At 67.2% G+C, this 14552-nt stretch carries 13 protein-coding genes; 5 read left to right on the top strand and 8 right to left on the bottom strand.

Going from position 1 to position 14552, the window contains the following annotated elements; genetic code table 11:
* Window positions 1-184 precede the first annotated feature (184 nt).
* The gene (locus BW733_RS16790; protein ID WP_202970237.1) at window positions 185-631 is read left to right on the top strand and encodes a PTS sugar transporter subunit IIA; all 447 of its coding nucleotides are present in this window, start codon (window positions 185-187) and stop codon (window positions 629-631) included.
* 2 nt (window positions 632-633) lie between these two features.
* Here the strand turns inward: BW733_RS16790 and BW733_RS16785 are convergent, their stop codons facing one another.
* The 4 genes from BW733_RS16785 to lpdA form a co-directional block, all read right to left on the bottom strand.
* Window positions 634-846 (bottom strand): hypothetical protein, encoded by a 213-nt coding sequence (locus tag BW733_RS16785; protein ID WP_077352333.1) that lies wholly within the window; start codon window positions 844-846, stop codon window positions 634-636.
* A gap of 32 nt (window positions 847-878) precedes the next feature.
* Entirely contained in the window at window positions 879-1532 is a 654-nt protein-coding gene (locus BW733_RS16780; protein ID WP_152024775.1) for an aldo/keto reductase, read from the bottom strand.
* Window positions 1533-2046: 514 nt separating this feature from the next.
* Window positions 2047-2400, bottom strand: a complete 354-nt coding sequence (locus BW733_RS16775; protein WP_077352329.1) for a DUF6841 family protein — start codon at window positions 2398-2400, stop codon at window positions 2047-2049.
* Window positions 2401-2490: 90 nt separating this feature from the next.
* Complete coding sequence (lpdA, locus tag BW733_RS16770; RefSeq protein WP_077352327.1) at window positions 2491-3891, bottom strand: dihydrolipoyl dehydrogenase; 1401 nt, start codon at window positions 3889-3891, stop codon at window positions 2491-2493.
* Window positions 3892-3981: 90 nt separating this feature from the next.
* Here lpdA and BW733_RS16765 point away from each other — a divergent pair, with 90 nt between their 5' ends.
* Complete coding sequence (locus tag BW733_RS16765) at window positions 3982-5526, top strand: helix-turn-helix domain-containing protein (protein WP_418361349.1); 1545 nt, start codon at window positions 3982-3984, stop codon at window positions 5524-5526.
* A gap of 206 nt (window positions 5527-5732) precedes the next feature.
* Window positions 5733-9488: a methionine synthase gene (gene metH / locus BW733_RS16760; RefSeq protein WP_077352323.1), complete on the top strand. Its 3756-nt coding sequence runs from the start codon at window positions 5733-5735 to the stop codon at window positions 9486-9488.
* Here the strand turns inward: metH and pdxY are convergent.
* Window positions 9470-10345, bottom strand: a complete 876-nt coding sequence (pdxY, locus tag BW733_RS16755) for a pyridoxal kinase PdxY (protein ID WP_077352321.1) — start codon at window positions 10343-10345, stop codon at window positions 9470-9472. The two genes, metH and pdxY, sit on opposite strands and share 19 nt — an antisense overlap.
* A 110-nt stretch (window positions 10346-10455) precedes the next feature.
* Between pdxY and BW733_RS16750 the strand changes: the two genes are divergently transcribed.
* Both BW733_RS16750 and BW733_RS16745 read left to right on the top strand, forming a co-directional pair.
* Complete coding sequence (locus BW733_RS16750) at window positions 10456-11226, top strand: glycerophosphodiester phosphodiesterase family protein (RefSeq protein ID WP_077352319.1); 771 nt, start codon at window positions 10456-10458, stop codon at window positions 11224-11226.
* 54 nt (window positions 11227-11280) lie between these two features.
* Window positions 11281-11622, top strand: a complete 342-nt coding sequence (locus BW733_RS16745; protein WP_077352317.1) for an RNA polymerase-binding protein RbpA — start codon at window positions 11281-11283, stop codon at window positions 11620-11622.
* A gap of 57 nt (window positions 11623-11679) precedes the next feature.
* Here BW733_RS16745 and BW733_RS16740 read toward each other — a convergent pair whose 3' ends face one another.
* Genes BW733_RS16740 through lnt form a run of 3 tightly spaced genes read right to left on the bottom strand, consistent with a single transcriptional unit; the run spans window position 11680 to window position 14542 of the window.
* A complete protein-coding gene (locus tag BW733_RS16740; protein WP_077352315.1) occupies window positions 11680-12210 on the bottom strand; it encodes an FxsA family protein in 531 nt (176 codons plus the stop codon).
* 5 nt (window positions 12211-12215) lie between these two features.
* The gene (locus tag BW733_RS16735; RefSeq protein WP_077352313.1) at window positions 12216-12992 is read right to left on the bottom strand and encodes a polyprenol monophosphomannose synthase; all 777 of its coding nucleotides are present in this window, start codon (window positions 12990-12992) and stop codon (window positions 12216-12218) included.
* Window positions 12993-13027: 35 nt separating this feature from the next.
* Window positions 13028-14542, bottom strand: coding sequence for an apolipoprotein N-acyltransferase (lnt, locus tag BW733_RS16730; RefSeq protein WP_077352311.1), 1515 nt, complete (start codon window positions 14540-14542; stop codon window positions 13028-13030).
* Window positions 14543-14552: the final 10 nt, after the last annotated feature.

Raw genomic sequence — 14552 nt, 5'->3', positions numbered from 1 at the left:
GGTTTGGTGGGATCAGACATAGCGCCGTGGTCGGGCACGAGGACCAGGGCCCCGTAATGACATAATGTGGCTTATCGGACACGCGCCCGGGCGAGTTCCTCCGGCTCGGTTATCCGGCTCCCGGGTGCCGGAACAAGCCTGCAGACGATAATGTCGTGGCACAACTACGATGTTGGGAGCAACTGTGCAGGTATCCGCACCGTGCGACGGCGAGGTCCTCGCGCTGAAGGATGTCAAGGACCCCACGTTCGCCGACCAGCTGGTCGGCCCCGGCGTCGGCATCGAGCCGCCTGACGGCATGCAACTGGTAGTCGCGCCGGCCGACGGCATGTTGCTCAAGCTCGATCCACACGCCTTCATTCTGCTCGTCGACGGCGCCGTCGGCGTGCTGGTGCACGTCGGGATCAACACCGTGCAGCTCAAGGGTGAGGGCTTCGAGGTGCTCGCCGAGCAGGGCTCGACCGTGACCGCAGGCACGCCGATCGTCGAATGGGATCCCGCAGCGATCACTGCCGACGGCATGGAGCGCACGGTGCTCGTGGTGCTGATGGATCAGGCGCCCGACACGACATCCTCGGACGTGATCGGCGGTTATGTCAGGGCCGGAGAGCCGCTGTTCCGGACGATCTGAGGTTAGCCGAACGCCGCAAGCCGATCCGCGAGGCCTGGCGCGTCTTCCGGGACGCGAACGCGTCCGGTCGCGATCAGCACAGCTTCTACATCGGGCCACTGGGCAGGCGGCGGCTCACCGAGCAGCGCCTCGGCCGTTGCGCGGGCCAGCTTCAGCGCGAGCGACGGCCGCGGAGCCGGCGGGAACAGATCCTGGATGTGCATGGCGTTCTCCACTGCCCCAGATCGTGAGGTAGTAGGTATCGCGCTCACCTGGCGAAGAGATCGTCGACCGCGACGAGCACATCGCGCGGCACCTCGGCCGACCCTGCCTGCGCGTTCCGTGCCACCTGCTCCGGACGGGTCGCACCGGCGATCACCGACGAGATGTTCGGCTGCGCGAGCAGCCACTGGAACGTGACGTCGAGCATGGAGTGGCCCGCCTCGTCGCAGATGCGCTGATACGCCTCGAGCTGGTCCCAGTCGGTGTCGGCCAGCAGGGCGGGCTTCAGCGTGCGGAGCCGCCCCTCTCCCCCGCCCTCGCGGGTGTACTTGCCGGTCAGCAGGCCGTTGGCGAGCGGGAAGTACGGGAAGACCCCCAGCCCGTACTCGATGGCGACCGGTTGCATGGTGACCTCGAACTCCCGCGAGACGAGCGAGTACTCGTTCTGCGTCGAAATGAACGACTCGTAGCCGTCGCGCGTGGCCACCTCGGCGGCCTCGACCGCCTGTTCGGGCGTGAAGTTGGAGTGGCCGATGTAGCGCACCTTCCCCTCTCCGACGAGTTCGGTCAGCGCAGCGAGGGTGTCCTCGATCGGGGTCTCCGGATCGGGCGAGTGCATCTGCAGCAGGTCGATCCGGTCGGTCGGTCTGCAGCCGACGCAGCGAGTCCTCGACGGCGCCGCGGATGTAGCGGGCCGCACCCTTGGGCTCCCACGCCTCGCGATCCGGGACGTTGACGTCCTGGAACCCGAACTTCGTCGACAGCACGACCTGGTCCCGTAGCCCGGCTCGGCCCGCACCGGCGGGGCGTCAGCTGCCTGTACGTCACGAACCTCGACCACATCGACGGAGCCGTGCTGCGCGAGCTCGTGCGGCACGCCTGGGAGTCCTCACCAGGCTGACCGCTCAGGACTGTTCGGGAGCCACGCTGGGGATCGGGACCGGATCAGTGACGATGTTGGGTGTGCGCGTTGTCTGGGGCGTGCTCGGAACTGGTGCGTCCGACGGCGACGGGCTGGCGGGCGCGCTCGGCTGTGGCGACGGCGTCGAACCGACCGGAGGATCGCAGGCGGTGAGCAGGACGCCAGCAATGAGACCGAGCAGCGCGACGACGAGACGGGCAGTGCGTGCGGGAGCCATCAGGAGCCCTCCTTCCAACCGCGGATGTTGCCCTCGACGGTAGTCGATGCCGCCAACCGCCGGTCGGACACCAGGTCAGAGCAGCAGCGGGGTGAGCACGGCGATCCGCCACTTCTCGCCGTCGAGGATCAGCTGGTACATGTTCCGCTCGGGTGCCGCCCCTGGGTGGTAGTGCCACGTGACGTCGGCCCAGATGGAGTTGTCTGTGGCCGCGACCACGTCGATCTCGGGTCGCGCGACCTCCACACCGTCGTACTGACCCATCGCCGAGGAGAAGAAGTCGCGCGTCTGCGCCCGGTCGCTGACCGGTGTCGAGCTTCCAGGGAAGAGGATCAGCGCGGGCACCGCGTACAGATCGGCTATCCGGTCCGCGTCACGCGCGAGGAGGGCCTTCGTGTATTCGGAGAAGAAGTCATGTGCCGTGCTCATGCCTCACGCTAACCCGTGGTTCGGTGCGCGTGGACGGGAACGCGAAACGGCGGCGCGCCCTGGTAGGTCGCGCCGCCGTCGGGTGTGGGATCAGAAGTTGATCATCTTGCCCGCGATGCCCTCTGCGGCCTCCTTGATGGCCTCGGAGAGCGTCGGGTGCGCGTGGATGTTGTGGCCGACCTCGTCCGCGGTCAGGTCGTAGGCCTGGGCGAGGGTCAGCTCGGGCAGCAGCTCCGTGACGTCGGGGCCGATCATGTGGGCGCCGAGCAGCTCGTTGTAGCGGGCGTCAGCGACGATCTTGATGAAGCCGGAGCCGTCGCCGAGACCCCACGCCTTGCCGTTGGCGGCGAACGGGAACTTCGAGACCTTGACCTCGTAGCCCTTGTCCTTGGCCTGCTGTTCGGTGTAGCCGAACGACGCGACCTGCGGCTGGCAGTAGGTGGCGCGCGGGATCATGTCGTAGTTGATCGGGTGCGTCTCCTCCCCCGCGATGGCCTCGGCGGCGAGGACGCCCTGGGCCTCGGCGGTGTGGGCGAGCATCAGCTTTCCGGTGCAGTCGCCGATCGCGAAGATGTTGGCGACGTTGGTGCGCATCTGGTCGTCGATGGCGATGGCCTTGCGCTCGGTGAGCTCGACGCCGGTGTTCTCGAGGCCGTAGCCGTCGATGCGCGGCGCGAAGCCGACGGCGGACAGGAAGCGGTCGGCCTCGAGCACCTGCTGCTCGCCGCCCTGCGCAGGGCTGACGGTGACGCGGACGCCGGAGCCGGTGTCCTCGATACCCTCCACCTTCGTCGAGGTGAGGACGCTCACGCCCAGCTTCTTGTATGCCTTGGCGAGCTCTGCCGAGACCTCGGCGTCCTCGGTCGGCACCATGCGGTCGAGGAACTCGACGATGGTGACCTTCACGCCATACTGGCTGAGCACGTAGGCGAACTCGGTGCCGATCGCGCCGGAGCCGCCGATGATGATCGACCCGGGGACGTCGTCGGCGAGGATCTGCTCCTCGTAGGTGACGACGTTGGCGGAACGCTCGGTTCCCGGCAGCATCCTCGTGGTTGCGCCGGTGGCGATGATCGCGTTCTTGAACGTGACGCGCTGCTTCTCACCGGAGTCGGACTCGACCTCGATGGTGTTGGCGTCGACGAACGTGCCCCAACCGTCGATCTCGGTGATCTTGTTCTTCTTCATCAGGAAGTGGACGCCCTTTGTCATCCTGTCCGACACGGCGCGGCTGCGCTTGAAGGCCTTCGGGTACGAGAAGGTCACCTCCCCCTCGATGCCGAAGGTGTCGGCCTCGTGGTTGAAGATGTGCGCCAGCTCCGCGTTGCGCAGCAGCGACTTGGTCGGGATGCACCCGACGTTGAGGCAGACACCGCCCCAGTAACGCTTCTCGATGATCCCGACCTTCAGGCCGAGCTGGGCGGCGCGGATGGCAGCGACGTAGCCGCCAGGACCGGCGCCGAGAACAACGACGTCAAATTCTGAGCTCATGTGGCCTACTGTAGTGCCCAGATCTCGTGCCCGCCGACACACAATTGCCCTGACAAGCCGCACCTTATCTCACAGATGAGATAGTCTGGCCTGATGAGCGCAACGAGTGAGTCAATCGGCCGCATGATCCGCGACGCCCGCACAGCCCGTGGCTGGTCGCAGAAGAAGCTGGCCGAGGAACTCGGCACCGTCCAGAGTGCCGTGCACCGCATCGAGACCGGTCAGCAGAACCTCTCCCTGAGCATGATCAACCGCCTCGCCGAGGCGTTGGAGATGCCGCTGATCCAGACGGCGACCCAGGGAGCGGTCAACTTCGAGATCCAGGGCCCCACGACCCTCTCCGGCGAAATCGACGTGCGAACCTCGAAGAATGCCGCCATGGCGGTGCTGTGCGCCAGCCTGCTGAACCACGGCCGCACCGTGCTTCGCGGCATCGCGCGCATTGAGGAGGTCGACCGGATCAGCGAGGTGCTCACCTCGATAGGGGTGAAGCTGACCTGGATCGGCGATGGCAACGACCTGGAGATCGTGCGCCCCGCGCGCCTCACTCCGGAGACGATCGACGAGCGCGCAGCCCGTCGCACCCGCTCGATCCTGATGTTCCTCGGCCCCCTCCTGCACGAGTTCGACGACTTCAAGCTCCCCTACGCCGGCGGCTGTGACCTCGGCGCGCGCACCGTCCATCCCCACATGGCGGCGCTGCACAAGATGGGCCTTCGCGTCACCGCGACGGAGGGCAACTACCAGGCAGTGGTCAACCGCGACAAGGAGGACGAACGCTCCGTCACGCTGATCGAGCGCGGCGACACCGTCACCGAGAACGCGATCATGGCCGCCGCCCGCACGCCGGGCGTCACGACGCTGCGCAACGCGTCCGGCAACTACATGGTGCAGGACCTCTGCTTCTTCCTCGAGCGCCTCGGCGTCCGCATCGACGGCATCGGCACCACCACGCTGACCATCTACGGCGTCGAGAACATCGACACCGACGTGGAGTACTACATCTCCGAGGACCCGATCGAGGCGATGAGCCTGCTGACGGCGGGCATCGTGACCAGGTCCGAGATCACCGTGCGCCGCTGCCCCATCGAGTTCCTCGAGGTCGAGTTCGCCGTCCTGGACGAGATGGGCCAGGTCTTCGAGCTCTCCGAGGAGTACACCAGCCACAACGGCAAGACCCGCCTGATCGACGTAACGGTCAAGCCGTCCGAGCTGCACGCGCCCCTGGACAAGATCCACCCGATGCCGTTCCCGGGCCTCAACATCGACAACCTGCCGTTCTTCGCGGTGATCTGCGCTACGGCGACCGGCCAGTCGATCATCTACGACTGGGTCTACGACAACCGGGCGATCCACCTGTCGAAGCTCACCGAGCTCGGCGCCAACATCCAACTGATGGACGCGCACCGCCTCCTGATCATCGGCCCCACGAACTGGCGCGGCAGGCAGATCGACTCGCCTCCCGCCCTGCGCCCAGCGGTCTGCGTCCTGCTCGCCGCGCTCGCGGCCCGCGGCACGACGAACCTGATGGACGTCTACGTGATCAACCGTGGCTACGAGGACCTGCCGCAGCGGCTGAACAAACTGGGCGCCAACATCAACGTGTTCTGGGGCGACGTCACCACCGACGACTGAGCCTCTCCCGACTCAGCACGTCCGATTCCCCGGGTAGCCGCGAAGCCGTGGCTCCCGGGGATCGTCTCGTCCTCGCACAGCGAACGGCCGTGACTGGGGCCGCGGCTTCGCCCTAGACTGTGTGCCACCGAGAGGCGTTGCAGCGGGCAGGGCCCGCCACGCTCGGCGAAATCCAAGGACGCCTTCCGAGGGAAGGGTTTTCTTTCATGCCTGTCCAGACCACGCTCGAGCCGCAGATCCGCCCCGACGCGACCGGTGAACTGACCGAGGCGCTCCGCAGGCGGATCCTCGTGATCGACGGAGCCATGGGCACCGCGATCCAGCGCGACCGTCCGGACGAGGCCGGCTACCGGGGCGAGCGGTTCGCCGCGTGGGCCTGCGACGTCCAGGGCAACAACGACCTGCTGACCCTCACCCAGCCCACCATCATCCGCGGCATCCACGAGGAGTACCTCGCCGCAGGCGCGGACCTGATCGAGACCAACACGTTCAACGCGAACGCCATCTCGCTGTCCGACTACGGCATGGAGGAACTGGCCTACGAGCTCAACTACGAGTCGGCCCGGTTGGCCAGGCAGGCAGCCGACGCGCACTCAACCTCCGAGCGGCCCCGCTACGTGGCAGGTGCCATCGGGCCGACGACGAGGACGGCGTCGATCTCCCCCGACGTCAACGACCCGGGTGCCCGCAACATCAGCTACGACCAGCTCGTCGAGGCCTACCTCGAGGCGGCCCGCGGGCTCGTCGACGGAGGCGCCGACCTGCTGATGATCGAGACGATCTTCGACACCCTCAACGCGAAGGCCGCCATCTTCGCCGTCGAGACGCTCTTCGAGGAACGCGGCCGCCGATGGCCCGTCATCATCTCCGGCACCATCACCGACGCCTCCGGGCGCACGCTCTCAGGACAGACGACCGAGGCGTTCTGGAACTCGATCCGCCATGTGCGCCCCCTCGCCGTCGGCCTGAACTGCGCCCTCGGGGCGGCCGAGATGCGCCAGTACGTCGCGGAGCTCAGCCGCGTGGCCGACTGCTACGTCTCGTGCTACCCGAACGCAGGCCTTCCCAACGCGTTCGGCGAATACGACGAGACCCCCGACCACATGGCTGAGGTCGTGCGCGAGTTCGCCGAGTCAGGGCTGGTCAACCTGCTCGGCGGCTGCTGCGGCACCACGCCTGCGCACATCGCCACCATCGCGGACGCCGTCGAAGGGCTTGCCCCACGCACACCCGGCACGATCGCACCCGCCATGCGGCTGGCCGGTCTCGAGCCGGTCACGATCACTGACGACTCGCTGTTCGTCAACGTCGGCGAGCGCACCAACATCACCGGCTCGGCCCGCTTCCGCAACCTGATCAAGGACGGCGACTTCGACACGGCGCTGTCGGTCGCGAAACAGCAGGTCGACAACGGCGCCCAGATCATCGACGTCAACATGGATGAGGGCATGATCGACGGCGTCGCAGCCATGGACCGCTTCCTCAAGCTGGTCGCGGGCGAGCCCGACATCAGCCGGGTGCCGATCATGGTGGACTCCTCGAAGTGGGAGGTCATCGAGGCAGGGCTCAAATGCATCCAGGGCAAGCCGATCGTCAACTCCATCTCCATGAAGTCCGGTGAGCAGGAGTTCCGCGAGCAGGCCCGCCTCTGCCGCAAGTACGGAGCCGCCGTCGTCGTGATGGCCTTCGACGAGGACGGCCAGGCCGACAGCCTGGAGCGCCGCAAGCAGATCTGCCGGCGCGCCTACACGATCCTCGTCGAGGAGGAGGGCTTCCCTGCCGAGGACATCATCTTCGACCCGAACGTCTTCGCCGTCGCGACCGGCATCGAGGAGCACGCCAACTACGGACTCGACTTCATCGAGGCGACGCGCTGGATCCACCAGAACCTGCCAGGCGCCCTGATCTCCGGCGGCATCTCCAACGTCTCGTTCTCCTTCCGCGGCAATAACGCCGTCCGGGAGGCGATCCATGCGGTCTTCCTGTACCACGCGATCCGGGCAGGGCTGTCGATGGGCATCGTCAACGCCGGAGCGCTCGTCGTCTACGACCAGGTCGACCCGGCGTTGCGCGAGGCGATCGAGGACGTCGTGCTCAACCGCACGCCTGCCGACGGTGGTGACGCCACCGAGAACCTGCTCGCCCTGGCCGAACGGTTCCGTGGGAAGGCCGGCGAGACCGAGGAGCGCGCGGAGCAATGGCGCTCCCTTCCGGTGGCCGAGCGGATCACCCACGCCCTCGTTAAGGGCATCGACGCCTACGCGGAGGCCGACACCGAGGAGCTTCGTCGGGAGATCAAGGCCCGCGGTGGACGCCCCATCGAGGTCATCGAGGGACCGCTGATGGACGGCATGAACGTCGTCGGCGACCTGTTCGGCGCAGGAAAGATGTTCCTGCCGCAGGTGGTCAAGAGCGCTCGCGTGATGAAGAAGGCCGTGGCCTACCTGATCCCGTTCATCGAACAGGAGAAGGCCGAGGACCCGTCGCTGGCCGGCGCGAAGGAGACCAACGGCACCATCGTGATGGCCACCGTGAAGGGCGACGTGCACGACATCGGCAAGAACATCGTCGGCGTCGTGCTGCAGTGCAACAACTACGAGGTGATCGACCTCGGCGTCATGGTGCCCGCCCAGAAGATCCTCGACACCGCACGCGAGGTCGACGCGGACATCATCGGCCTCAGCGGCCTGATCACCCCGTCCCTGGACGAGATGGTCAACGTGGCCTCCGAGATGCAGCGGCAGGGCTTCACGATCCCGCTGCTGATCGGCGGCGCGACCACGTCACGCGCGCACACGGCCGTGAAGGTGGACGGCCGCTACGACGGCGCAGTGGTCTGGGTGAAGGACGCCTCACGGTCCGTCCCCGTCGCGGCGTCCCTGCTGAACGAGTCGCTGCGGCCCAAGCTGCTCGAGGACCTGAAGGCCGACTACGACTCGCTGCGGCAGCGCCACGCCACCAAGCAGGAGCGGCCGCTTGTCACCCTCGAGCAGGCGCGCGCCAACCGCACGCCCATCGAGTGGGAGGGCTACGTCCCCCCGCTCCCCCGCGACCCCGGCGTGCATGTGCTCACCGACTACGACCTCGGCGAGTTGCGCGACTTCATCGACTGGCAGCCGTTCTTCAACGCGTGGGAGATGAAGGGGTCCTTCCCCGACATCCTGCACAACCCTGCCTCCGGCGAGGCGGCCCGCAAGCTGTACGACGACGCCCAGGCGATGCTGGACAGGATCGTGGCCGAGAAGTGGCTGAAGGCCGACGCGGTGTTCGGCCTCTTCCCGGCAAACTCCGTGGGCGACGACATCGAGGTCTACACCGACGACACGCGAACCGAGGTCCGCGCCCGCCTGGTCAACCTGCGCCAGCAGGGAAAGCACCGCGACGGCGTCCCGAACCGCTCGCTCGGTGACTTCGTCGCTCCGAAGTCGACGGGCCTTGCCGATCATGTCGGCGCCTTCGCCGTCACCGCCGGACACGGCACGGGTGAGCGGATCGCGGCCTTCAAGGCCGACCTGGACGACTACTCGGCCATCCTGCTCGAGTCGCTCGCCGACCGCCTCGCCGAGGCCTTCGCCGAGCGACTGCATCAGCGCGTGCGCACCGAGTTCTGGGGCTACGCGGCCGACGAGACGCTCGACAACGAGGCTCTGATCGCGGAGCGCTACCGCGGCATCCGCCCCGCGCCCGGCTATCCGGCCTGCCCCGAGCACACGGAGAAGCGCACCATCTGGGACCTGCTCGACGTCACGGCGACCACCGGGATCGAGCTGACCGACTCGATGGCCATGTGGCCGGGAGCTGCGGTGTCGGGCTGGTACTTCTCCCATCCGGAGTCGCAGTATTTCGTCGTCGGACGGCTGCAGCGCGACCAGGTGGCCGACTACGCCCGCCGCAAGGGCTGGACGCAGGCCGAGGCTGAGCGGTGGCTCTCCCCCAACCTCGGCTACGTGCCCGAGGACTGAGTCTCGTCCAGCCGCACGGCCCGGAAGGTGAAGCGCGGGTCGACCAGGTCGTTCTGCGCCGCCACCAGCCTGAGTTCGGCCTGGTCGGCCGCGGATGTGGCCTCCAACAGCGAGTAGGTGGCCGATGCCGTCGCCTCAAGCGCGTCGGCGAGGTCGCCTGAGCGCAGCCACCGGGCGAGGAACAGCGCAGTCGTGACGTCCCCCGAGCCGGTGAACTTGCGCTCCAGCACCGGCGTCTCGACGAGCCACACGCCTCCTGGCCCCACCGCGAGCAGGCGCATGGCGTCCGGGCCCATGTCGGCACCGACGACCGACGTGACGAGCACCACGTCGGGCCCCCGCCTTCGAAGGTCCTGCGCCGCCGCCACGACCTCGTCGAGCGTCGTGGTGGTGCGACCCGTGAGGAACTGCAGCTCGAACAGGTTCGGCGTCATGATGTCGGCGGCCTGCACGACGTGGTCGCGCCAGAACTCCGGGATCCCCGGAGCCGCGTAGAAGCCGGTGTCGACGTCGCCCATGACCGGGTCGGCGCAGAACACCGCCTGTGGGTTCCTGCCGCGGATCAGCTCGGCGGCGTCGAGGATGACCCGCCCGACCTCAGGCGTCCCGAGGTAGCCGCACAGCAGGGCGTCGGTGTTCTCCAAGGCACCGCGCTCGTCGATGCCGAGGACGACGTCCCACACCTCCTCCGCCGGGATCGCCTTGCCGCGCCAGGAGCCGTAGCCGGTGTGGTTGGAGAAGTTGACGGTGTGCACGGGCCAGACCTCGACACCGGTGCGCTGCAGGGCGAAGACCGCAGACGAGTTGCCCGCGTGGCCGTAGGCGACGGCTGACTGGATGGACACGACTGAGGTCACTGCGCAATCTTGACCCTGGCCGGGTCTGGCCGCAATCCCCCACCGTCGGATATGGGCACTGAAGGCACACGCTGGCGAAAACCCCGTTCGCAGCAATAGACTCCGAACCCATGGCCGAGGTGTATTCGGACTACACGTCCCCGCAGTTCACTGCGATGGCCCACCGTGGGGGTTCGCTGCTCACCGCGAACCTGGGCATCGAGAACACGACCCGCGCGTTCAGCAACGCCGTCAGACTCGGCTACCGCTACCTGGAGACCGACGTCCACGCGTCCGCGGACGGTCGTCTCTTCGCCTTCCACGACGACAAGCTCGAGCGGGTCACCGGCTTCGAAGGATCACTGCATCAGCTGGGCAGCACCGAGATCGAGGAGATCAGGGTGGGCGGACGCGAGCCCATCCCGTCGCTGGATGAGCTGTTGGAAACGTTCCCTGAGGCCAACTTCAACATCGACCTCAAGCATGACCCGGCCGTCGCTCCGCTCGCTGAGGCCATCCGGCGCCACGGGGCGGAGCGGCGCGTGTGCGTCGGCTCGTTCTCCAGGCCCCGGATCAAGCGCTTCCGCACTCTGCTGCCCCGCGTGCCGACCTCCGTCTCATCGGCCGGAACCGCTGCCCTGACGCTCGGACGCATCTCCAAGGGCGGCCAGATCTACCAGGTGCCGCTCAGGCACAGCGTCGGACCGGTCAGCGTCGACATCGTCACGCCGCAGAACATCGCCCGCGCCCATGCCGCAGGCCGCAAGATCCACGTCTGGACGATCGACGACCCGACCACGATGCATCGCCTGATCGACTGGGGTGTGGACGGCATCATCACAGACCGCCCCGATTCTCTCAAAGAAGTGCTGCGCGCCAGAGGGATGTGGTCTACTCAGTAGGGAACGATTCGGCCCTCCGAATCGTTGTACACATCGGAGTACGAAGGAGGGATGATGGCAGATCGTGCACTACGTGGAGTCGGCCTCGGCTCGAAGACGTTTGAGGACGAGCAGGGCGTCGAGTTCGCAGAGCGCCAGAGCCTTGCGTTTGACTGCCCCAAGGGGCACCACTTCACCGTGACCTTCTCCGTCGAAGCGGAACTCCCCACCAAGTGGGAGTGCAAGAAGTGTGGCTCGATGGCCACGCGCTCTGATGGAGTGGTCGGAGAAGAGAAGGTCGAGAAGCCCGTGCGCACCCATTGGGACATGCTGCGCGAGCGGCGCTCGATCCCCGAACTGGAGGACATCCTCGCGGAACAGTTGACGAAGCTGCGCGAGTCCGACCGGATCTACTGATTCAACGTCAACGCCCGCCACGGCCATCGGCCGGGCGGGCGTTTGTCGTGTCGTGGCTCAGGTGCGCGGGTCGCCTGGCTCGATGATGGTCCCCTCGACGACGGTCGTCTCGTCGTCGGTCTTCGCCGGGCTGATCCCAGGGATGATGGTGTCGGGCTGCTGAACCGTCTCTCCCTTGATCACCACCGGAGCCATGCCGTTGCGCTGCAGCGTCCGTGTGGCCCACCAGGAGACGGCGGAACGGACGAACGGCCGCGTGAACGGCAACAGGAGAAGAGCACCGGCGATGTCGGAGAGCAGGCCGGGGAGCACGAGCAGGGTGCCGCCGATCAGGATCAGCGTTGCGTCGGCCAACTGACCCGACGGGAGCTGCCCCGTCCCGAGCGACTCGGAAAGAGCGCCCCACGCCTTCTTCCACTCGCGCTGAAGCAGGAAGATGCCGATGAGGCTGGAACCGAGCAGAATCAGGAGCGTCCACCACCCGATTTCCCCGGCGACCCAGATCAGCGCGGCCACCTCGGCGACCACGTAGAGCAGGAGGCCGAGGCCGGTCAGAGCAAGCCAGAGGTTTCCGCGGCGCTGTGCCATGGCATTCAGCTCTTTCCGCGGCCGATCGCCCTGCGCATGGCGCCGGTTGCCTGGTTGATCCGGTGCTCGATGCCCCAGAGGGTGGTGCGGATCAGCGCCTCGATGACGATGTTCCTGCTCATCTTGGAGTCGCCGAACTCGCGCTCGACGAACTCGATCGGCACCTCGACGACCTTGAAGCCGTTCTTCAGCGTGCGCCAGACCAGGTCGATCTGGAAGCAGTAGCCGGCCGAGGCCACCTCGTCAAGGCTGATCCCGCGCAGGGTGTCGGCCTTGTAGGCGTTGAAGCCGCCGGTGGCGTCCTTGACGGGGATGCCGAGCCAGAGGCGGGTCCACAGCGAGCCACCCTTGGAGATGAACTCGCGGCTCTTCGGCCAGTTGACGACCGATCCGCCCTTGACCCAGCGCGAGCCCTTCGCCATGTCGGCACCGTCGGCAAGCGCCTGGAGCAGCCGTGGCAGTTCCTCGGGCTGGTGGGAGCCGTCGGCGTCGTGCTGGACGAGCACGCCGTAGCCGTTGTCGAGGCCCCAGTGGAAGCCTGCGAGGTAGGCGGCACCTAGGCCCTCCTTGCCCTTGCGGTGCATGACCTTGATGTGATCGTCCTCGGCGGCGAGTCGATCGGCGATGTCGCCGGTGCCGTCGGGAGAGTTGTCGTCTGCGATCAGGATGTCGGCTTCGGGAACCGAGCGGCGGAGACGATTCGTGATGCTCTCGATGTTCTGGGACTCGTTGTAGGTCGGGATGATCACGAGCACCCGTCCGAGGGCTTCCTGCGAGGTCATGTGCTTCCTTGGTGTTCGAGGACTTCGAATCAATGCTACCGGTCGGGCGAAGGCTTCCGGCGGTACGTGAGGCCAAGAGCGACCAAGGTTGTACCGACGGCCAGCCAGGACAACCAGGGGCTGAGCCGCACGGACAGGTTCACGTTGTAGCGCAGCGGCACCGTCGCGAAGAGGGTGTCCGCCTCCAGCTCCTGGGTCTGCTCGACGATCCGGCCCCGCGCGTCGATCACCGCGGAGTACGAGTTGAGGGTCGCGGCGAGCACCTCACGGCCGGTCTCCATGGCCCGCACCCGGTTCATCACGAGCTGCTGGTGCGGCTCGAGCGTGCCCGCATAGGTGTTGGTGTTGGACTGCGAGAGGATCACCTGCGCTCCCCCGCGGATCAGGTCGTAGGCGGTGTCGTCGTAGGCCAGCTCGAAGCAGATCATGGTGCCGACCTTCAGATACGGCTGGTCGGGGCTGGATACCTCGACCACGCCGATCCCCTCGCCAGGGATGGAGTCGCGGCCGACCTGCTGCAGGATCGGCAGCACGGGGAGCAGTTGCTGGCGGAAGGGGATGTACTCGCCGAACGGCACGAGGTTGCGCTTGTGGTACTTGGCACCCGGCCCGGCCTCAGGGTCCCACCAGATGCTCGAGGTCTGGCGCGTGTCTGGCAGGTCGCCGTCGGTGACGGCTCCGACGAAGATCGGCACTCCGGCGATCGCCGTCGACACCTCGACGAGGCGGCGGGTCTCGGCGTCGAGGACGGGATCGATGTCGGTGGCGTTCTCGGGCCACACCACGAAATCGAGGTCGTGGCCGGCGGTCCGTGCCTCGGCCGCGGCGAAGATCGTCTCGCTCAGCGCGTTGTTCGTGACGGAGCGTGCGTAGCTGGAGGTGCCCTTCTCTGCCCGGTTCACGTTGGGCTGAACAAGGGCGACGGTGACGGTGTGCTCCGGCGCGGCGAGCGGCACGAGGTTGAGCAGTCCTCCGACGACCAACACCGCGACGACGGCGATGACGCTGCGCAGGCGGACTTCCTTGGAGACCACGGCCCACAGCAGGAGGCAGGCGACGAGCGCGACGAGGTAGCTGACGCCGGTCATCCCGACCCAGGAGAGGTAGCCGTTCATGGGCTGGTCGATCGTGGTGAAGGCCAGCCGGGTCCAGGGAAACCCGCCAAAAGGGATCTTCCCCGATCCGTACTCGACGGCCACCACTGCCGCCGGGACGAGGAACGGCCAGGCGCGCAGCCTCACGAGTCGCGAGACGACCAGGCCGAGGAGGCCCCACCACAGCGACATGAACGCGATCAGGGCGACCGCCACCCACACGCCGAGCACTGAGACCCAGGCGACGGTCAGGGTGTTCAGCGCGAGCCCGACGAGGTAGCCCCAGCCGAAGGCGGCCCTCCCCCTCAACTCGGCCATGAGCCAGGTGAACAGCGCGACGCCAGCGATCGTGGCCGGCCACACACCCATGGGGGCGTGGCCCGCTCCGAGCAGCAGTCCGGTCGCGACGGCCAGCAGCGCGGTGATCAGCGGCGGGAACGTTGGGCGGGTCAGCACGCACGAAGCC

This window comes from Tessaracoccus flavescens (assembly GCF_001998865.1).
Classification (GTDB): Bacteria; Actinomycetota; Actinomycetes; order Propionibacteriales; family Propionibacteriaceae; genus Arachnia; species Arachnia flavescens.
The sequence above is the reverse complement of the archived record's forward strand: the minus strand, read 5'-3'. Positions and strand labels throughout refer to the sequence as shown.

Coding starts and splice junctions, on each gene's coding strand:
- BW733_RS16775 (WP_077352329.1), bottom strand. CDS start 2,400: ATGAGCACGGCACATGACTTCTTCTCCGAATACACGAAGGCCCTCCTC.
- lpdA (WP_077352327.1), bottom strand. CDS start 3,891: ATGAGCTCAGAATTTGACGTCGTTGTTCTCGGCGCCGGTCCTGGCGGC.
- BW733_RS16735 (WP_077352313.1), bottom strand. CDS start 12,992: ATGACCTCGCAGGAAGCCCTCGGACGGGTGCTCGTGATCATCCCGACC.
- BW733_RS16745 (WP_077352317.1), top strand. CDS start 11,281: ATGGCAGATCGTGCACTACGTGGAGTCGGCCTCGGCTCGAAGACGTTT.
- BW733_RS16740 (WP_077352315.1), bottom strand. CDS start 12,210: ATGGCACAGCGCCGCGGAAACCTCTGGCTTGCTCTGACCGGCCTCGGC.
- BW733_RS16750 (WP_077352319.1), top strand. CDS start 10,456: ATGGCCGAGGTGTATTCGGACTACACGTCCCCGCAGTTCACTGCGATG.
- metH (WP_077352323.1), top strand. CDS start 5,733: ATGCCTGTCCAGACCACGCTCGAGCCGCAGATCCGCCCCGACGCGACC.